The organism is Prevotella melaninogenica ATCC 25845, from assembly GCF_000144405.1.
Taxonomy (GTDB): Bacteria; Bacteroidota; Bacteroidia; order Bacteroidales; family Bacteroidaceae; genus Prevotella; species Prevotella melaninogenica.
The window spans coordinates 674228-696865 of the sequence record NC_014370.1 but is presented as its reverse complement, the minus strand read 5'-3'; the positions used below and the strand labels follow the sequence as shown (position 1 = coordinate 696865).

General features: G+C 39.9%; 19 protein-coding genes. 10 read left to right on the top strand and 9 right to left on the bottom strand.

Going from position 1 to position 22638, the window contains the following annotated elements:
* The first annotated feature begins 33 nt into the window (after nucleotides 1-33).
* The 3 genes from HMPREF0659_RS02685 (at nucleotide 34) to HMPREF0659_RS02675 (ending at nucleotide 3925) form a co-directional block, all read left to right on the top strand.
* A complete protein-coding gene (locus HMPREF0659_RS02685; RefSeq protein ID WP_013264061.1) occupies nucleotides 34-1539 on the top strand; it encodes a glutamine synthetase family protein in 1506 nt (501 codons plus the stop codon).
* Nucleotides 1540-1761: 222 nt separating this feature from the next.
* The gene (locus HMPREF0659_RS02680; protein WP_013264772.1) at nucleotides 1762-2487 is read left to right on the top strand and encodes a nitroreductase family protein; all 726 of its coding nucleotides are present in this window, start codon (nucleotides 1762-1764) and stop codon (nucleotides 2485-2487) included.
* Between the two features lie 178 nt (nucleotides 2488-2665).
* Entirely contained in the window at nucleotides 2666-3925 is a 1260-nt protein-coding gene (locus HMPREF0659_RS02675; protein ID WP_013264874.1) for a nucleotide sugar dehydrogenase, read from the top strand.
* 814 nt (nucleotides 3926-4739) lie between these two features.
* Here HMPREF0659_RS02675 and HMPREF0659_RS02670 read toward each other — a convergent pair.
* The 4 genes from HMPREF0659_RS02670 to HMPREF0659_RS02655 all read right to left on the bottom strand — a co-directional run bounded on the left by HMPREF0659_RS02670 (nucleotide 4740) and on the right by HMPREF0659_RS02655 (nucleotide 8897).
* Nucleotides 4740-5099: a DUF2023 family protein gene (locus HMPREF0659_RS02670; protein WP_174254483.1), complete on the bottom strand. Its 360-nt coding sequence runs from the start codon at nucleotides 5097-5099 to the stop codon at nucleotides 4740-4742.
* A gap of 54 nt (nucleotides 5100-5153) precedes the next feature.
* On the bottom strand, nucleotides 5154-5642 hold the full coding sequence (fldA, locus tag HMPREF0659_RS02665; protein WP_013264785.1) for a flavodoxin FldA: 489 nt from the start codon (nucleotides 5640-5642) through the stop codon (nucleotides 5154-5156).
* 130 nt (nucleotides 5643-5772) lie between these two features.
* Entirely contained in the window at nucleotides 5773-7860 is a 2088-nt protein-coding gene (locus tag HMPREF0659_RS02660) for a S8 family serine peptidase (RefSeq protein ID WP_013263835.1), read from the bottom strand.
* A 662-nt stretch (nucleotides 7861-8522) separates the two neighbouring features.
* Nucleotides 8523-8897, bottom strand: a complete 375-nt coding sequence (locus tag HMPREF0659_RS02655) for a hypothetical protein (RefSeq protein ID WP_044045840.1) — start codon at nucleotides 8895-8897, stop codon at nucleotides 8523-8525.
* Between the two features lie 336 nt (nucleotides 8898-9233).
* Here HMPREF0659_RS02655 and HMPREF0659_RS02650 point away from each other — a divergent pair, with 336 nt between their 5' ends.
* On the top strand, nucleotides 9234-9836 hold the full coding sequence (locus HMPREF0659_RS02650; protein WP_013264038.1) for an FKBP-type peptidyl-prolyl cis-trans isomerase: 603 nt from the start codon (nucleotides 9234-9236) through the stop codon (nucleotides 9834-9836).
* 134 nt (nucleotides 9837-9970) lie between these two features.
* Nucleotides 9971-11059: a chorismate synthase gene (gene aroC / locus HMPREF0659_RS02645; protein WP_013264036.1), complete on the top strand. Its 1089-nt coding sequence runs from the start codon at nucleotides 9971-9973 to the stop codon at nucleotides 11057-11059.
* A gap of 192 nt (nucleotides 11060-11251) precedes the next feature.
* On the opposite strand, the gene HMPREF0659_RS02640 is transcribed toward aroC, so the two are convergent.
* Together HMPREF0659_RS02640 and HMPREF0659_RS02635 are read right to left on the bottom strand one after the other, a co-directional pair.
* On the bottom strand, nucleotides 11252-11800 hold the full coding sequence (locus HMPREF0659_RS02640; RefSeq protein WP_013264454.1) for an isochorismatase family protein: 549 nt from the start codon (nucleotides 11798-11800) through the stop codon (nucleotides 11252-11254).
* A 185-nt stretch (nucleotides 11801-11985) separates the two neighbouring features.
* Complete coding sequence (locus HMPREF0659_RS02635; protein WP_013264894.1) at nucleotides 11986-12696, bottom strand: DUF421 domain-containing protein; 711 nt, start codon at nucleotides 12694-12696, stop codon at nucleotides 11986-11988.
* A 308-nt stretch (nucleotides 12697-13004) separates the two neighbouring features.
* Between HMPREF0659_RS02635 and HMPREF0659_RS02630 the strand changes: the two genes are divergently transcribed.
* The 3 genes from HMPREF0659_RS02630 (at nucleotide 13005) to HMPREF0659_RS02620 (ending at nucleotide 15401) form a co-directional block, all read left to right on the top strand.
* The gene (locus tag HMPREF0659_RS02630; protein WP_013264591.1) at nucleotides 13005-13871 is read left to right on the top strand and encodes a GYF domain-containing protein; all 867 of its coding nucleotides are present in this window, start codon (nucleotides 13005-13007) and stop codon (nucleotides 13869-13871) included.
* Between the two features lie 175 nt (nucleotides 13872-14046).
* Nucleotides 14047-14466, top strand: a complete 420-nt coding sequence (locus tag HMPREF0659_RS02625; RefSeq protein WP_013263826.1) for a hypothetical protein — start codon at nucleotides 14047-14049, stop codon at nucleotides 14464-14466.
* Nucleotides 14467-14618: 152 nt separating this feature from the next.
* Nucleotides 14619-15401 carry a DUF481 domain-containing protein gene (locus HMPREF0659_RS02620; RefSeq protein ID WP_044045839.1) on the top strand — a complete coding sequence of 261 codons (783 nt, stop codon included), beginning with the start codon at nucleotides 14619-14621 and terminating at the stop codon, nucleotides 15399-15401.
* A gap of 493 nt (nucleotides 15402-15894) precedes the next feature.
* Here the strand turns inward: HMPREF0659_RS02620 and HMPREF0659_RS02615 are convergent, their stop codons facing one another.
* Both HMPREF0659_RS02615 and HMPREF0659_RS02610 read right to left on the bottom strand, forming a co-directional pair.
* Entirely contained in the window at nucleotides 15895-16869 is a 975-nt protein-coding gene (locus HMPREF0659_RS02615) for an endonuclease/exonuclease/phosphatase family protein (RefSeq protein ID WP_013264398.1), read from the bottom strand.
* A gap of 177 nt (nucleotides 16870-17046) precedes the next feature.
* Nucleotides 17047-18111, bottom strand: coding sequence for a bifunctional 3-deoxy-7-phosphoheptulonate synthase/chorismate mutase type II (locus HMPREF0659_RS02610; RefSeq protein WP_013264822.1), 1065 nt, complete (start codon nucleotides 18109-18111; stop codon nucleotides 17047-17049).
* Between the two features lie 521 nt (nucleotides 18112-18632).
* On the opposite strand from HMPREF0659_RS02610, the gene HMPREF0659_RS02605 reads away from it, so the two are divergent.
* A complete protein-coding gene (locus HMPREF0659_RS02605; protein ID WP_013265006.1) occupies nucleotides 18633-19583 on the top strand; it encodes an aldose epimerase family protein in 951 nt (316 codons plus the stop codon).
* A gap of 119 nt (nucleotides 19584-19702) precedes the next feature.
* A complete protein-coding gene (locus tag HMPREF0659_RS02600) occupies nucleotides 19703-20572 on the top strand; it encodes a hypothetical protein (protein WP_013264594.1) in 870 nt (289 codons plus the stop codon).
* A 102-nt stretch (nucleotides 20573-20674) separates the two neighbouring features.
* On the opposite strand, the gene HMPREF0659_RS02595 is transcribed toward HMPREF0659_RS02600, so the two are convergent.
* Nucleotides 20675-22594, bottom strand: a complete 1920-nt coding sequence (locus tag HMPREF0659_RS02595; RefSeq protein ID WP_013263815.1) for a heavy metal translocating P-type ATPase — start codon at nucleotides 22592-22594, stop codon at nucleotides 20675-20677.
* Between the last annotated feature and the right edge of the window lie 44 nt (nucleotides 22595-22638).

Sequence of the window (22638 nt, the reverse complement as noted above, 5' to 3'; positions counted from 1 at the left end):
TAATCAAATACTAATCTTATAAAAGCTACGACAATGGAGAATAACCTTTTTAAGTGTTCAGCAAATAGGCTGGAAGCACACTTGGGCAAAGACTCACATGAATTTACAAAAGATGATATCAAGCAAGTTGTCAGTGACTTGAACATCAGAATGGTCAACTTTATGTATCCTGCTGGTGACGGACGATTGAAGACACTAAACTTCATGCTTCACACACCCGACTACTTGGAGACAATACTTACAAGTGGTGAGCGCGTTGATGGTTCTTCACTCTTCAACTTTATTGCAGCTGGTAGTAGTGACCTCTATGTAATGCCACGCTTCTCTACAGCGTTCATCGATCCTTTCTCAGAGATTCCAACACTTTGCATGCTCTGTTCTTTCTTCGATCGAGATGGTAATCCATTAGCTTCATCTCCAGAATATACACTCCGCAAGGCTATGAATGCCTTTAAGAAAGTAACTGGTATGGAGTTCCATGCTATGGGTGAGTTAGAATACTACGTTATCCGAGAGGATGAAGGTGTATTTCCTGCTGACGACCAACATGGTTATCACGAGAGTTCTCCTTTCTCAAAAGGCAATGACTTCCGTATGCGTTCTATGCAGTTGATTGCTGAATGTGGCGGTAAGATTAAGTATGGACATTCTGAGGTAGGTAATTTCATTGAGAATGGACGCTGCTACGAACAGAATGAGATTGAGTTCTTGCCTGTTCCAGCAAATGAATGTGCTGAACAGCTACTCATTGCTAAATGGGTGATTCGTAGCTTAGGTTACGAAGAAGGACTTGATATTACCTTCGCTCCAAAGATTACTGTGGGTAAGGCTGGTTCTGGTATGCATATTCACATGCGTATAATGAAGGACGGAAAGAACATGATGCTCGAAGGAGGAAAACTTTCTAAGGATGCTCGTCGTGCTATTGCTGGTATGATGGACTTAGCTGAGAGTATCACTGCCTTTGGCAATAAGAACCCAACATCATACTTCCGTCTCGTTCCACATCAGGAAGCTCCAACAAATGTATGTTGGGGTATGAGTAACCGTTCTGTACTTGTTCGCGTACCATTAGGTTGGACCTCTGGCGAGGATATGTGCCACAAGGCTAATAATATAGAACCACTTACAGCGCGTGACTACTCTATCAAGCAGACTGTTGAGATGCGTTCTCCAGATGCTTCAGCTGATATCTATCAGCTTTTAGCTGGTCTTTGCGTGGCCTGTCGTCATGGTTTTGAGATGGCAAACGCTGAGGCTGAGGCTGAGAGAACCTTTGCAGACGGTGATATCCACGACCCAAAGAATGCAGAACGCTACGCTACCTTGGCTCAGTTGCCTGATAGCTGTGCCGCTTCTGCAGACTGCTTGGAACGTCAGCGTAAGGTTTATGAGGAATATGATGTATTCTCTCCTGCAATGATTGATGGTATTATCAAACAGCTTCGCTCATACAACGACCGTACACTACGTCAAGAGATAGAAGGCAAAGAGATGATGATGGAGAAACTTGTTCGTCAATACTTCCACTGTGGATAAAGCAAACATCATCCTAATATGTGACTACTATTAGTCCAAATATAAAATCCCAGGCAACGAAAAGGTTGTCTGGGATTTTTCAAATAGAAATGTTTTACTTAGTAATATATACATCTATTCTCTTGTTTAACATATTATTACAAGACTATCATACAAACCTATCAGAAGAGAAATAATGGCATACACTTTGCTCCTTTTACATCTATTAAAGATTAAGAAATTATGAGTTTACAAGAAATATTAGATCATAGAAGGGCTGTCAGACATTTCGACCCAAAGAAACCAGTCGATAGCACAGTTGTAAAGAAATGTATTGAACAAGCGACTTTAGCTCCAACAAGCTCAAACTTACAACTTTGGGAGGCTTATCATGTTACTGACAAGAAGGTTTTGGAGAAGTTGACACCAGCATGCTTGGACCAGTTGACAGCACGTTCTGCACAACAGATTGTTGTGTTTGTGACTCGACAGGACCTCTATAAGAAACATGCACAGGCGACACTTGCATTTGAAAAGGAGAACATCAACAAGTATAGTCCCACAGAGAAGAAGGAAAAACGCATTAAGAAATTAGAACTATATTATGCAAAAGCAATGCCATTTATCTATTCACGTTGCTTTGGATTGTGGGGACTTGTTCGTAAAGGCTTAGCACAAACGATTGGACTTTTCCGTCCAATCATTCGTCAAGTAAGTGAAGGCGACATGCGAGTTAGTGTACACAAGAGTTGTGCTTTGGCTGTTCAGACATTTATGTTGGCTATGAGTGAGGCTGGTTATGACACTTGTCCACTTGAAGGTTTCGATAGTCTGTTGGTAAAGAAGACACTGAATCTACCTTACAATACAGAAATAAACATGGTTATAACCTGTGGCGTTCGTATGCCAGATGGCGTTTGGGGAGATCGTTATCGCCGCCCATTTGAGGAAACCTATCATTTGGTTTAGCACCCCTTCTGTAAATTATCATTGCTGTATGATACTTCTTCATTGCAAGAAGAAAACATACAGAATAGTTAACAGATAAACAAAAAGCAACAAGAAGGGATTTAGTAAGGATTTTATCCTTATCCATTGTCTTATTCGAATAGAAATACGTATCTTTGCAAAGAATCTGAACAAGACAATGGATAAGGATATTAAAGACTTAAAAATAGCTGTAGCTGGAACGGGCTATGTAGGTCTCAGCATTGCAACACTGCTGAGTCAACACCATCATGTAACAGCTGTTGACGTAGTAAAAGAAAAGGTTGACCTCATAAACAACAGACGTTCGCCTATTCAAGATGATTATATTGAACAGTATTTGGCAGAGAAGGATTTAGATCTTACTGCCACATTGGATGCAGAGACTGCTTATAGGGATGCGGACTTTGTAGTCATCGCTACGCCAACTAATTATGATCCTGTGAAGAACTACTTTGACACACGACGTGTTGAGGAAGTTATCGAAATCGTAATGAAGGTGAATTCAGATGCTATCATGATTGTTAAGTCTACGATTCCGGTTGGTTACACTGAGCATATTAGAGCAAAATACAAGTGTAATAACATTCTCTTTGCTCCAGAATTCCTACGTGAAAGCAAGGCGCTTTATGACAATCTTTATCCAAGTCGCATTATCATTGGTCGTCCTGAAGGTGACGAACGCTTGGAACAAGCAGCGCAGCTATTTGCCCAATTACTACAAGAAGGAGCAATAAAGGAGAATATCCCTACCCTATTTATGGGACTAACAGAGGCAGAAGCGGTGAAACTCTTTGCTAATACTTACCTTGCACTACGCGTAAGTTACTTTAATGAGTTAGACACCTACGCTGAGGTAAAAGGTCTTGATACATCTAACATCATTCAAGGTGTATGTCTTGACCCACGTATCGGCTCCTTCTACAACAATCCTTCTTTCGGTTATGGCGGCTATTGTCTACCTAAGGACACTAAGCAGTTACTTGCTAACTATGCCGATGTACCTGAAAATCTTATCCAGGCTATCGTTGAGAGTAACCGTACACGCAAGGACTTCATAGCTGACCAAGTATTGCATAAAGCTGGATATTACGACTATTACGACCGTGGTGACTATAGCCCAGAAGATGAGAAAGAGTGCGTCATTGGTGTCTATCGCCTTACTATGAAATCTAATAGTGACAACTTCCGCCAAAGTTCAATTCAAGGAGTAATGAAGCGTATTAAGGCAAAGGGTGCGCAAGTCATCATCTATGAGCCTACGCTTGAAGATGGCGCAACCTTCTTCGGCAGCCTTGTTGTCAACAACCTTGCTGACTTCAAACAGCGTTGCCATGCCATTATCGCCAACCGATACGATAAATGCCTTGATGATGTAAAGGAAAAAGTGTACACAAGAGATATATTTAGAAGGGATTAATATAATCCCAAATGCGGTCATTAGACCACAGAAGCATAGCTCTTATTACTATAGTTTTGTTTCCTAACATCTTTTATTTCCTTATCGGCATCTTGTCTGTCTTTGGAACACAGGCGTAGCCCGCTACGCCTGTGTTCCAAAGACAGACAATCTACTCGATAATAAAACAAAATATGTTTGGGCTCTAATGACGGATTTGGGATAATCCCATTCTCCACCCTCAGCCAATGTATTCATACTCATCACTCATGGTGCTAACAGTAAACACCATGAGTGCTAATGATATACACCTTCCGAAAAGTAGATAGGAAGAGCTTTACCCATTTGTTAGTAAATGAGACTTACACCACCAAGAGAGAGTATTTATTACTTGGTTATATTGAGAAATACCCCTCCCAAGTAAACACAAAATTACCTATATAAAAGAGAGCCCTCAGCGAATTATATACTAACAAAATACTGTTAATATTAGCCCTCATCCTTTCATTTAGAGTCTTCTATTGCCCTCTATAAACTAAACATCACTATATCAACTTTTAGGTAAAACTATTTTTCCTGTCATATCTGTCACATCTTATATACTCATAACCCTTTTATCGTCAATAAAATACGGCAAATGTTAAAAGTGATAGCAACGTACATTTAAACTAAATGTGGTGTTATTCACAAGATAAATACGCGTTATAAAGAGATTGCCCAGACCTATAACTATATAAAGATAAAAAGGCTTGTCTCCCGACAAGCCTATTTATAATACAAAAACATTATGAAATAATTTATTTCGCGAACAAGATTATCATTTAATAATTCTGGCTTATGTCGCACATTTACAAGTGCAGCACTTGCGTTCACAGTACCGCTCGCACTGTACGCGAATGTCATATCCCAACATTGCACCGAGAATAAAATCTTCTTCTGGCGTTAGTTGGTTAAGAGGTTTGGTAATCATCAGCCGGATGGCATCAAGACACTCCTGACGACCAAAGAACAGGTTCATACGGTCACGACCCACCGGCTGGATGATATATGGGATATTCTGATGCTCGAGGCGGAGCGTAGCAAATGACTCATACTTCTTATTACAAGTATACAAGACCATCTGTCGAACACCCTTCTTGTACTCATAGATGTGATTCATCAACACCTTCATATCGGCGGTCATCATATCTGTCATCATAGTTATCCCTTCGTGTGAATAGTTATAATGTAAGCACTAAGTTTATTTATCTTACAATGAAGGCTTAATATCTGCCAACCATGCATCAATACGACCTTCTGTCTGATCCTCTTCGTTTACATCATCCAAAGCAAGACCTACGAACTTACCATCAACAACAGCCTCGCTGTCATCAAAAGTATAGCCATCTGTTGATACACCAGGGAGGATATTTGCACCCTGTGCTGCATCATAAATCTCCTTCATTGCACTACAGAAAGTATCTGAATAGCCCTCGCTATCACCGCAACCGAAGATTGCAACAGTCTTACCAGAGAGGTCAGCACCCTTCAGTACGTTAATACCATCATACCAATCATCCTGCAACTCACCTGCGCCCCATGTTGAAGAGCCAAGGATAAGATTGTCATTCTCTGCTACAACTTCTGCAGAGAAATCTGACACGTTAATAGCTTCAACGCCGAGCTTCTCAGCGATGGTATTTGCAATGCTTTCGCATGTACCGGTTGATGAACCGTAAACAACAATAGTCTTCTTCATATTTTGTTACTGATTTAATTTCTGATTTTATTAATCTTTACGGTTGCAAAGATACAATGAAAAACTATTACCTGCAATACCTAAAAATGATGGTTTGTGCAAAATACCTACTTTTAGTGAGTACTTTCTTTTACTTTACAAACTTCTTTCCATTTCTTATATATATACCTTTAGGTAGATTGGCATCAGAAGTTCCTACATAACGACCATCTAAGAGGTAAATACGGTTATCATATTGCTCTGATACCTTCTTTTGACCAATCGTATTAATACCCAAAGCCTTTCTACGTAAAACTTCTCTCAGTCCTGCAGCAACGTCAATCTGCCCATATCCATAAAGATTATTAGGATAACTGAGTGACGTATCATAATGAGAACAAGTCTTAGCGAATATCTCCAGACAATCAGTTGGCGTCAACGTTGGATCAGCTTGTAACCAAAGTGCTATCGCACCCGTCACAACTGGTGCAGACATTGACGTTCCTGCATTAGCATTCCAAGCATAGGTACGACCATTATATTCAAAATGACGCACATCACTTTTTACAGAAGCATTTACATTCTTTGGATTATTGATAAAGAAGGTACTATAAGATGAGATGATATTCTGACCTGGTGCCATTACGTCAGGTTTTATACGCCCATCCAATGTTGGTCCCATAGCTGAGAAAGAAGAACGGATGCCCTTCTGTCCACTATCATACACCTTCTTTTCACCTAAATAATTAACAAACTGTGTACGATAGCTTGTCGAACCAACACATATCACATCTGGCGAACTGGATGGTGAGAAGATTGTATATCTACAATCCCCTGCATCCAACACGGGGTCAAGTGAATGTGGAAACATATAGCCCGACATACGGTAAAGTTCTATATCGGCATCCCTACCCATAACTTGAAGTGAAACTTGCGGACTATCTCCAAGCTTCGATGGACTACTAATTTGAAAATCATAAGCCGTCTCACGTGCATCATAACTATTCGGATATGCCAACACACGCCATATATATTTCTTTCCACCTACTAATAAGGAATCAGTAAGTAGTGAGTCTTGAGCATTACAAACATTAACCGTTGAAATATCAACGATTTGCGGGGAAGCTACGTTATCATATACACTTACTCGAAAAGTAAACGTCTGCTTAGACTTTGCCGTACAACTAAAGCGTTTCTCATTACCCATGATAAAAGCTCCAGCTCGCTCTTTTCCTATATTCTTATGTATATACGAATTTCTTGCTCCATCGTTACCAGCAGAAGAAACAATGATTCGTCCTGGTCCTATTAGTTTAGCAAGTAGCTCATAATATAATTGGTCATAGCCATGAAAATCCTGCGAACTACCCTCACTAAAATTGATGACACAAGGTTGATGCATACGTTCCGCATAATCGAATATATACTTAAAACCAAGTGCATCTGTGGCATAGGTAAACTTATAATAATCTTTTGGATCTATCAAAGAAGCATTATCAGCAGCATTATCAACCAATACCAAGTCGGCATCACAAGCCATACCACGATAAGGGGAAATGTCTCCATTCCCTTCTGCTCCACTACCGGCAGCAATGCCAGCTGTATGTGTTCCGTGTGTCTGTGTCTCACCATCAATGGGATGTCTCAGTTTTAACAAGGCATCACGACCTACATAATCGCGACCTACATATAATGTTGAACCGATCGTATCACGCGACAACTGATCCCATAATGCTTTGATACGATACTGGCTCATATCAGCTGAATAAAAATTAGGATGCGTCAAATCAAAACCAATATCTTGTACACCAACAACGACACCATGTCCAGTATAGCTCTGCGATAGTCCTTCACCCGTATAAACTTTTTCAGCATTAACAACTAATCGAGTAGTATCCATTTGTATGCTGCATCGTCTTCCTGTCTCTATTCGCTTCACTTGTCTGCCACACGACAATGCCCCGAGGCTACTAAGAGGGATGGCTGCTATACTAATATCCCCCACACGTGCCAACTCCTTACAGCCATACTGCCTTAGAACTTCTGCCGCATTACCATCAATACGTACAAAAGCAGTCAACAATCTATCATCACTCTGACTACGAGTAAGCTGCTTCGTTGCCAATGCCGATGCCATTGCTTCGCGAACAAAGGGCGACATCTTCTCATAGCGAGGACGCTGAGCAATAATGCCAAGAGAGGTAAATATAAAGAGTAGAAAAACTATTAAACGATTCATTTCTTTATGGGCTAATTACAAATAATGTATTATAAGTAATGTATTCTGCCACAAAGGAACAAAAAAAAACTGACATATGCAAAATGTATTAGAGCTCAGTACCATATGTACGAAGCATCAACATGGCTCTTCTACAAACAATTTATTCCCATGTCATTGATTTTTGTAAACTATTTTTGTGCAGTTCAAAACCAATACATGCTCTTTTGGCTTCTAAGAGATGCTTAATTGACTTGCAAAAGACGCCCTTTAAGACCCTTACTAACGCCCTTTTGAAGTCCTATTAAGCACCTTTAAATTTACCACTTTATAACTGATTGATTTACTTATGGTTACAAACCTACTCCGTATATCTGTTTTTACCGTTAGTTATAGATATTTTCCTTGAACGTATGTAATGATTTTTCAAACTCTTATCCATAGATTTTCGAAGTTAAAAAGAAATGATTTTCAATGTCAGAGGATGATAATAGGATAGATATACGACTATTTTAGCCATATTCTTGTTTAGTGAGTAACCTTGGTTGTTTCGTTAAAGCAATACGAAAAACATCCATATATTTAACGGAAGAACCAAAAAAAAGGCTATAAGTCAGAATCTGACTCATAGCCTTTCCATTTATATATATGAAACCTTCTCTACATGAGAATATGTTGATTTCTTACTTGTTCAAGCCACGGTTGTTCAGTGTAACGTTGAGAAGCTTTACATACTCACGATACTGACGGTCGCTCAAAACATAACGCATATAAGAAAGATCCTTCTTAATAGCACTCTGAACCTTAGCTTCACGCTCTGAGCTATCAGCAACAGAAGCATTCATCATCTCTGTAGCAAAAGTGCGATTAATATCCTCAACAACATCAACCTGATCATAATTAAGATTCAACGCACGACTAAGAGCGTATGTGCTTACATTGAACTTGTATGCGTTAGCATTTGTAGTTGTGTTGTTGTTATCGTTCTCACCTGCTGCAAAAGCCATTGTCATACTCATCACTGCTGCTACTGTCAATACAATCTTCTTCATATTCATTATCCTTTCTTAATTATTTAAAGTCTTATTAAAAGACTTATCATTATCTTTTATTCTGTAATTAATTTCCTTATTATGAATGCAAAGTTACAAGATTATTCGGACTCAATATAACTATTCGTTACTTATTATTAATTTTTGCTTATATTTTTGACACATATCAATGCATTTGATTTATATCAGTTACAAAAACATAGATACGACCCTACCCTTCCTAATAAACCATATATAATAGTAGTACGCAAAAGAAAAAACAGTAACTAAGCAGATTTTATTCCGTTTTAAATCATTACCTTTGCAAATACGTATAATAAATATCGATTAATAAAAATAACAATGGAGAATAATAAACATCGACTCGTTGTAGTCAGCTACGAACTATATAGTATCGAAAATGGTGAGGAGCAATTCCTCGAAAAGACAGAAGATATGCAGCCAATGCAGCTCTATACAGGTTGCGACATGGCGTTACCAGCCTTTGAGCAGGAGATTGTTAAGTTTGAAAAAGACGCAGACTTCAAGTTCTCTCTCACTAAGGAGCAGGCTTATGGGGAGCATGATGACAATAGTGTTTTAGCTCTCGACAAGGCTACCTTCTCTCCTAACGGAGTTTTTGATACTGAGAACATCTATAAAGATGCAGTCGTTCCCTTGCAGAACGAAAATGGTCAGCGCTTCTTAGGAAAGGTTTTGGACATATCAGACGATAAAGTAACCATCGACCTCAACCACCCTCTTGCAGGAAAGGACCTTGTTTTCTATGGTCATGTCTTCGAGAATCGTGAGGCAAGTGAAGAAGAAGTAAAAGACTTCTTTGAGCAAATGAATCAGCATCACTGTGGTGGTGGATGTGGCGGAGGCTGCGGTAGCGACAACGGAGGTGGCTGTGGTTGCGGAGGCCATGAAGATGGAGAAGGAGGCTGCTGCGGCTGTCATTAATATAAATTCTCCCTCTCCCGTCCAGCTATTTACAATGGAACATATAAAGAGTAAGGAGATAATAGGAAAGTCTACAACATACTTTTCTTTCCTATCAATCACGCATCACGATTATCATTCATAGGAACTTTGGTATGAATACATTCGGAAAGCTCTTCACACTTACCACCTTCGGCGAAAGCCACGGAGCTGCCGTGGGTGGTATAGTTGATGGTATGCCAGCTGGTGTAACCATTGACACAGACTTCATTCAGCGTGAATTGGCACGTCGACGACCAGGTCAAAGCAATATCACAACGGATAGAAAGGAAGCAGACCAAGTAGAACTGCTAAGCGGTGTGTTTGAGGGAAAGTCAACAGGTGCGCCCATTGGTTTTTTTGTTCGCAATACCAATCAACATTCAAAGGACTATGATAATATCCGTGACATCTTTCGTCCGTCACATGCCGACTATACATATTACAGCAAATATGGTATTCGTGACTATCGTGGAGGCGGTCGGGCGTCTGCTCGCATTACACTTTCACGTGTCGTAGCAGGAGCCTTAGCCAAACTTGTGTTGCGCCAACAGGGTATCAGTATCTCTGCCTACACTTCACAAGTGGGCGACATTCTACTTGAGAAAGATTATCATAAATATGATTTAAATCTCATTGAGTCAAACCCAGTTCGCTGTCCCGACCCATTAAAAGCAAAGGAGATGGAGAACCTAATAGCACAGGTAAAGCGCGAAGGAGACACCATCGGTGGCGTTATTTCTTGCGTTATCAAAGGCTGTCCAGTGGGCTTAGGCGAACCAGAATTTGGAAAACTTCATGCACAATTAGGTGCTGCTATGCTTAGTATCAACGCTGTGAAGGGTTTTGAATATGGTGAAGGCTTTGCTGGTTCTTCATGGAGAGGTAGCCAGCAAAACGACACTTTCCTACCAACTGGCGATGGTATGCAATACCCAAGATGCAATGTAGAAACGAACCATAGCGGTGGCATACAGGGTGGAATCAGTAACGGAGAGGATGTTTACTTCCGTATTGCATTCAAACCTGTCGCAACCCTACTTATGGAACAGCAGACAGTGAACATAGAGGGTGAGGCAACAACGATGGATGTACGTGGCCGACATGATCCTTGTGTCTTACCTCGCGCAGTCCCTATTGTTGAGGCTATGGCTGCAATGACAATACTTGACGCATTGCTGATAAGTAAGACTAACAGACTGTAGACAAATTCTTTCGTAAGGACTTACTTCCCACAGCAGTGATAAAACAACATATTAGAAGGAGTTAATTCTTATCTTCTCACGCTTACATTCTGTAGATAGTAGCGGAGGCAGACATGGACTTAACTCCTTCTAATTTGTTTTAGCTCTATTTCATTTTAATAATACAGAGCTAACCTATCTTTTTCTCGTTTGTTATAGGCTTGCAATGAAAGCACTTAAAGCCGTTCCACCGTCCAAAGAAGGCGAATATGATTCAAGTACATTGAGCTTTGTACTACCAATAACGTTCTTTAAATCCTTTGCAGTATTCAGTACACAGATATCTCCAGCCAAGCCACAAACATCTATCTGTTCTATCTTCAAAGCCTTAATTAATTGATGGAGAACACCCGCAGAAGCTTCATTTTGCATGATAGAATACTCATCCTTTTCTATGCTATCGCCCTTATATAATAAGGTGAAGCCGCCCTTTGATTCATTAAGAGCAACCAATAGTGATTGCCAAAGAGCTGCTCCAACAGAATGTTGTACACAATGACGTGGCCATACTCCACCCTCATCAGCAAACGAACTATGATGATAAGGATGCCAATCTGCTGTAACAATCTTCACGGTATATTCATTACCTTTTTCCTTTACATACTTTGCCAGCGCATCCATTGCCTCGGCTGCGCCTGCTACAGGAAGTGTTCCTGTAATAAAGTCGATTTGTGGATCGACTATTAACAATAGCTTTTTCATATTTTATTGTCCCTTTAAACAATAAGACCAAATAGTTTCATTATATATATTACAAAGCTAACAGAATGTAAATCGCAGCTTTATAATATCAACGTTAATACGCTACAGATATTTTCTGAACACACCAAAATTAATATAAAAATAGTGATACATAAGCCACGTATCACTATTTTCCTCTTAAGTTTTTATACTTGTGCGTTGTCTGGTTCAATCTCGTGAGCATCTACTTCTACCACTCCACGCTTAACGTGACCATCGTAAGTAACAAAGTAAATACCCGTACCCGGTGTCCATTCCATACAGAAGAGTTCTCCTGGACCATTAAAACCATTCTTCTTGATAACGCGTAATGCCCATGCCTGTGAACGACCACTCTGCTTAAGACCACTCGCTACGAACTCGCCATTGTTAACAAGTAAGAATGAATCAGCTGTCTTACCGGTTGGTAGAACTGTCACTGCACCATTTGCTTCAAACAAAACATCCTCAACTTCAAACATAGAGAAGATTCCCTTTTGTCTTAATAGCAAACGGAACTGCTCCATTTCAAGGCTATTACGCTTAAAATTCTTAAAGTTAATAACGCCATTCTTCACAAGGAAAACGCTCTCTCCCTTGATAATGTGACGTAGACGAGCAGAACGCATAGCAAAGCGCACGAGCATATTAAAGCCTGTCCATACTGCCAAAGCAAAGAGAATATGCCATATAGACATATCAGGATTATACAAGACACCACCGACCAAGGCACCAATCACAAAGGCACTCACGGTATCAAGTGGCGTAAGCTGTGCCATCTGAGCCTTTCCTGTAATACGTAGAAAAGCCAAAATACCTATCATACCCGTAACAAGTTTCAAGGTAATGCCTATATAAGGCTGAATAAACTCAATCATTTTTTGTTCTTAAAGCTGTTACTATAAATTGAATTTTTATTCTTTTTGATGCTGCAAAAATACGTCTTTTATACTTAACTCACAAATAAGATGACTAAAAAAAACTACGAAACAATTAATTCTATTTACAGAAAGCTTAAAAACAAGTCTTTTATAGCTATAAAGCCATCTGTAGAAATTAAAAAAGAAAGCAACTCCTTTGTCAGTTCAGAAATAATATATAACTTCGCACCGAACAAACTGGTAGAGTGATTAATAGATACCTAAATAATAGGGATTTCCACCTTTACCATAAAAGAAAGATAAAAATGGAATACTATATCAAGATTAATGAAGAAAAGAGAGGTCCTTATAGCCTCAACGAATTAGCCGAAAGAAAATTGGATGCTACAACCTTAGTAATGCCAACAGATGGTGTAGAATGGGTTCCTGCCGACCAGATAGAAGAACTTCGCACACTCTTTGAGAGCAAAGAATCTATCAATAAGACAGAGAAAACAGAAGAGATACCTTTTGTTGAGGCAAGACCTATTATACCAACAGCACAACAAGAAGCAGTTCAGCAGCCACAACCAGCACCTAAGAAGAAGAGTCACACTGGTTGTCTTATCGGTATTTTGCTCACATTAGTTGTCTTGGTTGCAGTGATGGTTGTTACTTGTCCAAAGACAGAACAACACAAGGAAGTTCTCTCTACCGTTATCACCACTACTGTAAATGATGCTGTAAATGACAACGATAATCTTACAGGCAACACTTTCATCGACAATGCTTTCAAAACAGTCAGCAATGCCTTTGCAGGTAAGGTGATTGAGACTGCTGTTGATAACCTCGTCACTGTCGATAACTATGTTGTATGTTCATTAGGTAAGGTACACTACGATGGCAAAGATCATATCGTATCTTTAGGTGTCTTCGGGCATATCTTTACTGTTGATGAAGATGACCTTCGGGAAGCTGCAGAACAGTATTACAAGAAAGAAGAAATCAACATGAAGGAACAACTTAAGAAAAAAGCACAGAAGATGTTGCAGGAAAACATCATTGCACCTGCAACCTCAGCCATCGAAGGACTCTTGGGAAGTGCTATGGATGGTCTTCTGGATGAAATCGGTTTAGATAATCAACCCTCAAAACAAAGTAAGAAAAAGACAGCGGAAGCTGATTCTATCTAAGTAAATATTAGGCTTTCAGATAACAAGAGAACTGACTTATAGATGGATAATAACGCAAAAGATAGTTGTTAAAAAACAATATTTCTACATAAAAGGAAAGGTTTTACATATTATCTTTTGCATATAAACAATATTTTATATACATTTGCACAATTAATTTAAATAGAAAACAAGTATGAAGAAATTATTTTTTTTAGGGTTAATAACGTTGTTTTTTGTATCTTGTGCCTCTTCTTTAAATAGTGAAAAGATTGACACTCTGAAAGAACAGCAGAAGGTGCTCAAGATGACTACAGAGTTAAACAAACTGCAGTTAGATTACGAAAAAGAGAAGGCAAACAATGCCGAACTCAGCAAGAAAGCTGCTGACATCAATGTTGAAGCAAATATAGCAACAACAGAATTCAGCACAACCAACGCATCAAGCACTGTTAAGGATGCAAAGACCACTATCAAGCGTCTGAAGGAAGCTAAGTCTATCAACAAGAAGTTGGCTAAGAGTCAGAAGACTTTAAGCAAGATGGAAAGAAAGATTGCTAAGCTTCAGGCAAAGATTGATGACTCTAACAAACGTATCAAGTTTGTTAACAATTAATATCGTCAAAAATATTATCGAAAATAAAGGACGCACATTTTGTGCGTCCTCTCTTATGTATAGTCCGTTTAACAGACAACTATACTTTTTTACCTCATAACTAATAGTCTCTACGAAAAACCATCATTTTACTCTCGTAAAAATATCATATAATGAAAAAGAAAATACTTCTATCACTATTGGTACTATTGGCTCATTTACCAATATACTCCCAAATGCTCTTTTCAGAGAATCTAACATTAGATATAGATAGTACAAAAACAATACAAGGAACTTTATTACCTGTACTGGATTTTAAGACAGAAAAGGAAAATGTTCTCACACTCAAGAATACCGCTAATCTCAACCTCTTAATAAAGCACAAGCGTGTTATCAACTTAATAAACAAGTTGGAGTTTTCAACTTACGGCAAGAAAGTAACGGTAAGTGGAGGATATGTACACGTAGAATACCGTTATCTCCTCAGTCGTGCTTTTGAGGTTTACCCTTATGCTGAGTCACAATGGGCAGAAAGTCGTGGAATGGAATACAAGATTTCAACTGGCTTACTATCACGCTATAGGATTATAAACAAAGAAAAATATCTTATGTTTGCATCAGCGGGTATGTTCTATGAATTTGAGAAATGGGAAGATCCAACTCCTAATGCAGTCCCATCACATGTTTATAGTCGTAGCATAAAAAGTCACCTATCAGTAAGTTTCAAACAGCATTTAGGCGAACACTGGGAACTAACAACCACAGCTATTCATCAGGCGAAGCCAGATAGTTACTTTAAGGAAGCACGATTCGGTGGCGCAGCAGACTTAAAGTATAATATTACACCAAACATTGGAATTAATGGTGCCTACCGTGTCATCTACGACACAGCACCAATTGTACCAATTAGAAAGACTTATACAACCGTAGAGGCTGGGCTTAGTGTATCATTCTAAGTAGTACAACAGTGATAAATTAGCAATAAGGCAATACTTTTCTGCATCTTTTTCTGCTATAAAATATGGTTCTTCCGTTAAATGTGCGGACGCTTTTCGTATTGCTTTAATGGAAGAAGCGAAGTTACTCACTAAACAAAATATGGCTAAGACTGTCATCTATCTATCCTATTATCATCCTCTGACATTAAAAAACTTTTTGTTTTAAGACTTTGAAAACAACAGATAATGATTTGAAAAATCATTACATAAATTCAAATAAGACATCCATAAATAACGACAAAAACACATATAAAAGCCAGGCTTGTAACCATAAAGAAATCAATTAGTTATAAAGTAGCAAAGTAAAAGGTGCTTAATTGGACTTCAAAAGGGCGTTAATAAAGGTCTTAAAGGGCACCTATTGCAAGTCAATTAGGCGTCTTTTAGAAGCCCAAAGAGCATATATTGGCTTTGGACAGCATGAAAACATTTTACAAAAAATGTGTATATTTTAATATTGGAGACGCAGAACAAGTGGAAGATGGTCGCTAAATCCATTATTAAAACGCATACCATTATAATTACGGCGGGGCTTTACTCCGCCATATTTTGTATCTTCTTCTAATAGAAACGGCGCATCATTGATACGACAATCTGTTACCCACGAACGCAGGTTTACACTTACGAGTATCTGATCCAGACTTCCCCATTCTCCATGATAACGATAAGTTCCTTTCGCCCCATTACGTCCGTGCACTCCCGCAGATATATTAATCAATCCATATTCGTACGCAAGTTGTAGTGAAGGACTATCTGCATAATCATTAAAGTCGCCCATCACTAACAGTTTCGGGTCTGTATACGCACTACGAAGAGAGTCTATAGCACTACGCAATCGCTCCATTACGTGCATTCTAAAAGGACGAGAATAAAGTTCACCACCCATTCGACTTGGTGCATGAAGTAGGAAAACGTGTAGCGTATCACCGCTTTCTATTTCACCTTCTACATGTAGAATATCTCGAGTTGGGCGCATTTCCTTCATAGGTATGACACGAATCGTATCAGCTTTTATCAATCGGAAGGAAAAAGGAGAATACAATAACGCCACATCTATACCACGTGCATCATTCGAAGCTGTCATCACATATTCATAACGAGCCTTACGCAACAAAGATCGACGAGTAAGGTCAAAGAGTACACTATCGTTCTCTACCTCGCATAAACCTACGATATCTGGCAGTGTCCAACCACTACTATCTTCACCACAAGCAATGATTGTCTGCCCTATCCTATTCAGTTTTTGCCAATACTTCGTACGTGTCCAATGGCGAGGAGAGTCTGGTAAGAATTCATAATCATTCTTCAAAGTATCGTGTCGAGTATCAAACAAATTCTCGGTATTGAGTTCAACGATCGTCAAACGAGTTTGAGCTACTGATAAAAAAGAACTCAACAAGAAGAAAAAAGTTAACAATATACGCATAAGTTTCAGGTTTATAGATAAGTAAGTTACTATTTCTTTATCTCAATATCTCGTGCCACATGATTACGTATTTAGTCTGATACGCCTTCATGTCAGCAGTATCCTTTTCATCAATATCTACATAAAACCATAATAACCACCTTCATCACTATTCATCTACACTCACTACACAGCACCCTACTTATTCACAACCTCCAACTGCTGACGTACACTCTCCTCATGTATTAGTTCAAAAACCTGGGCTGCAAAGTTGGCATCCATACCGCAAAGACTTGCTTGCGCGCCACGCTTTTCGAGGATTTCACTATATCTACCAGCTTGAAGAATGGTCATATTATGCTCTTTTTTAAAGGCTCCTATCTCACGACAAATGCGGAAACGCTTGGCAAGAAGTCCCATTAAAGAGTTGTCAATTTCGTCTATTTGCGTACGAAGTAATCTTAATCCTTCAGTTGTAGAGGCATGATCACGCACTACCAAAAGAGACAGAATATAATCAAGAATATCAGGAGTTACCTGCTGTTCTGCATCGCTCCACGCCTTCTCTGGAGTACAATGACTCTCTACTATCAAACCATCAAAGCCTAAGTCCATAGCCTGCTGACATAGTGGTGCTATTAAATCGCGACGACCACCAATATGACTTGGGTCACAGATTATAGGAAGTCCTGGTATTCTTCTACGCAACTCTATAGGAATCTGCCACATAGGGGCATTTCGATAGATTTTCTTTTCATAGCTTGAGAAACCTCGATGAATAACTCCTAAACGTTTCAAGCCAGCTTGATTAAGTCTTTGAAGTGCACCAATCCACAGTTCAAGGTCAGGATTGACAGGGTTCTTTACCAAGACAGGGATATCTATTCCTTGCAAAGCATCAGCCAAAGCCTGCATAGCAAAGGGGTTAGCAGATGTTCTTGCACCTACCCAAAGAATATCCATACCATATTTCAGAGCAACTTCAACATGCTCAGGTGTCGCCACCTCGGTTGAAATCATCATACCAGTCTCTTCCTTTACACGCTGCATCCATGGTAAAGCCATCTCTCCATTACCCTCAAAACCACCCGGTTTCGTACGTGGTTTCCATACACCAGCACGGAAGATATGGCACCCTTTGGCAGCAAGATTACGTGCCGTAGACATCACTTGTTCTTCTGTTTCAGCCGAACAGGGACCTGCAATGACTAATGGACGTTCCTTGTCGCTCGGAAGTCGCAAAGGCTCTAACTCTAATTCCATAATCATATATCTTTTATTTCTTATTTACTTAATTGTTCCCCAAAGGTAATACAAATGATGCATAAAACCTTATTTTACCATTCTAAAGATGCAATTTGATTGCATGCTTTTATCATCAACTTGTCTTTTACACGTTGGGAAATACGCACATGACAACGACCACACGTCTCTCTACAACATACTTCAAGGCATTAAACGCTCATCATATCTTGTACTTACCCTCAACACCATTGGTGCTTACCAACAACACGATATGTGCGGGGCATTAACACCATTATAGAAAATGGCAAAAAAGAATCAAAAAGAATATGAATTAAAGACAGAAAAACGCTAACAACTAACTCATAAGACGAATTCTATCACTAAAATACGTTATACTCTTCTATTAAAATAAAGAAATTCTGAGTCACATATCATCTTTTTTACTATCTTTGCATAAGATAGACTGCACTCGGCAATACAAAAGTAAACTTTCATTGCACTCGCTGGTACTATCTTTGCATAAACATATAAAGAAACCTATGAAGCAGTTATATGCAATACTGACAGTAGCAATGCTTAGCGTTGTTCTCTGTTCACACGCACAAGAGCAGGTACAAATCCGACTTGTGAACGGAAACGGTATGGAGGCTGTCATCAGTAACTATGGTGCTCGCCTTGTCTCGCTTACTGCCCACAACTGGAATGGTAGGTTGGAGCCTGTCGTAAAAGGATATACCAATAAGGAGGAGTATCTGAAAGATAGAACCTTAGGTGCTACGCTTATATACTTTGGCAAGAATAACGAGGAGACACTATCAGGCAAGATGTGGGAACTTGTTAGTTCTGACAACCAATCAGTTACACTACGATATGTGACTTCACAGGGAGAGAATGGATTAGATGGAAAGTTAAACGCCACAGTTACTTACACCCTATCTGACCAAAACGCCCTTGATGTAGACTATCGTATTGCAACGACAGCTGAAACCAAGTTGGAAGTAACAAATGGTATTTGCTTCAACTTATCAGGAGAGATGCACCGCTCTATCCTCAAACAACATCTCTGGGTTGATGCTGTTCAGATAAACACCTACAACGCTAAAAGACAGTTGACTGGTGTACTTCAACGTATAAAGAACACACCATTCGACTTTACAAAACCAAGAGAAATTGGTGAGTGTATCAAGAGTACGAGTAAGGGATACGACAATGCCTATCAGTTGCGACATCCTGATAACATGCAGAAGGCTGCAGCAATCCTCTTTGATGCACAGAGTGGACGTGCTATGACAGTCTACTCAAGTGAACCAACACTCAATATTAACACATATGGTAAGGAGAGTTGCGGTATCTCATTACAGCCAATTCATGCTGGATATAATAGTGGTATGGAGAAAGTAAGTAACGAATTGCATCCTGGTCAGGTATTCCATGGGGCAACAGTTTTCTTCTTTACAACAGATCCTCCATTGATAATGCGCACCAAATAAAACTATAAGGGGTAAGAACTTCTGGATTACTCGGACGTTAATATCCCCAGTTTGAAAAAGCACTAATTATCTTTAAAATCCTTGGCAGTTGACTGCCAAATATTTATATTTGCAAGTAAATGAGGAAATATAGTTTCATAATAGCGGCTATTCTCTGTATACCATTGTATGCACAGAATACAAAAGGAGACCACAATGGGAGTACTTCCACTGTGGAACCTATAGAGTCAGCACGTCTGCAAGGACCACGCGAAGCCACAGAGGCTGAGAAGGAGTATGCCAGACGATTGGCTGAAGACCGTGCACAACAGGCACAAATAGACAACAATCTACCTCTCATTACTGAGAACGGACAAACCGTTACACCCAATGATTTCTATTATCCGGCTTGGGGTTATGGTGTTGGAGCATGGCGATTACATAAAGGATTGAACATCAACCTTGGTGCATCGGCCTTTGCAAGCTTTGGACACGGAAACAATCATGGTGCAGGCTTCTCACAGGATGTGTCATTAATGTATGTAACAAACCTATCAAAGAAGGCTACATTGGCTGTGGGGGGATATGTAAACCATCTTACATACCGTGGCGACAACTACTTCGTAGGTGGTATCAATGCTGTCTTTGGATATCAGTTCAATGAACATTGGAGTGCATACGCCTTCGTACAGAAAGCTTTTACATCTAACAACTTCGGAGATGCCTTTGGCTACGGAGGTTATGGTTCACCTTATTGGGCTGGTTATGGTGGCTTTGGCTATTCACCTTTCGGCTATGGTTATGCTTCAATGGGATACGGATATGGACCAATGGCTTGGGCTTATGGTACTGGAGTTAGTCGTTACATGGATAGAATTGGTGGTGGTGTGACCTATCAATGGGGCTCAAACAATCAGAATTCAATTTCTGTTAGCGTAGAGTTTGACCGCCTCCCTTCTCAACGTAATGGTTTCTATAATAACAATCGATACGATTATCCTGTAAGATAAACAGTCAACAGGTTTACATAAGAAAATAGAGTTTACAATTACTACAGCACATTGCTGAACGAGTAATTAGTAAACTCTATTTTTTATAATACTAAATTCATCTTATTTCATCCACCGTAAGCGAAGACTGTTAAGTACAACACTAACACTGGAGAATGCCATCAGCGCACTTGCCCATGATGGAGTAATCTGCCAATCAATGCCAAAAGCATAAAGCAAACCTGCTGCTAATGGGATACAAACAATGTTATAGATGAAAGCCCAGAAGAGATTCTCCCAAATCATACGTACTGTATTGCGACTCAACTGTACTGCTTCTGGGATAGCAGACAAGTCATCTCCCATGAGTGTCACCTGTGCTACATCCATAGCTACGTCCGTTCCCTTACCAATAGCAATACTTACATCTGCCAAAGCCAAGGCTTGTGTATCGTTAATACCGTCACCTACCATTGCTACTCGCTTCCCTTCGGCTTGCAGCTGTCTAACAAGATTCTCCTTATCTTGTGGCAACACCTTACTATGATAGTGTTTTATACCAGCCTTTTCAGCCCAATAACGAGCCGCCTCGTCCTTATCTCCACTCATCATATAGACCTCAATCCCCTTCTTCTGCAGTTCATCCATTGCCTCACGAGCATTAGGCTTTAATGTTTCACGCTCTTCAAAAGGAAGGTTATCAGCCTTTGTAAAGTCGATGTTCTTATTAGGTATGGTCAAAGTACCAGTCTTATCGGTCACCAACACATCTACCTTACGCAGACTCTCTAAGGCTGTAGCATCCTTAATAAGGATTTGCTTCTGAGCAGCTTTACCAATACCAACCATAAGCGCAGTAGGTGTTGCCAATCCCATTGCACATGGACAAGCAATGACTAAGACGGCTACAGCCGACATGATTGCCTGTGGTAAAGCACTATTCCCTCCTATCAACCACCATAAAAGGAAGGTAACAAGAGCAATACAAGCTACCACTGGAACAAATACTAAGGCTGCTTTATCAACGATTCGTTGGACTGGAGCCTTTGAACCTTGTGCTTCTTGCACCATTTTAATTATGTGAGCTAAGGCTGTGTCCTCACCAACTTGACGAGCACGCATGCGGAACTTACCTTGACTTGGTATTGTTCCTGCCAACACCTTTGAGCCTTTTTTCTTCTCCGCAGGCGTTGGTTCACCCGTTATCATACTCTCATCAACGTAGGCTGCATCAGCTGTCATAAAGCTTTCTGCCCATATTACTTCACCATCCACAGGTACCTTTTCACCAGGGCGAACCTCCAAAATATCCCCAACCTCAATGGTTGAGAGTGGAACCTCCTCTATCTTGTCGCCATCAACGATATGTGCTGTCTTCGGAGCCATACCCATCATCTGACGAATAGAGGATGCTGTACCATCTTTAGCCTTCTCTTCTAACAGTCTACCAGTCAAAACGAAGGTTATAATCATTACCGAAGCATCAAAGTAGGTGTGCCATACAACTCCCCTACTTGCCCATACGGCATCTCCCCAAAACGTGTTAAACGCACTGAAAAGAAAGGCAATACCCGTAGACAAAGCCACCAATGTATCCATGTTTGCACTGCCATGACGCAACTGTCTAAACGAAGATACATAGAACTGGCGACCGCAATAAAGCATGTTTGCCAAGGCTATCAATAATGCAACCTGATTGGTAATATCACGAGAGCCCAAGTCTATCCATCGCATAGACACACACATCACAGCGATTGAGAACAACCATGATAACACGGTCTTACGCTTTAGGAGTACATACTCACGCTTCTCTATCTCGTCTACCGACGTCTCCTTATCTATCACTAAGTCATATCCGAGTGCATTGATTTCAGCCTTCATTTTCTCAAGTGAGATTACCTGAGGATTGAAATCAATCAAAGCTGAACGACCAGGTAGCGAAACAGAAGCAGAATTAACACCCTTAAGTGTATTCAACTTCTTCTCTATATTGGCTGAACAAGCTGAACAAGCCATACCAATTACTGGAATTGTCTGTTTCATAATAATACTATTTTTATCTTCCCCTTACCAGCGAAGGGGAAGGA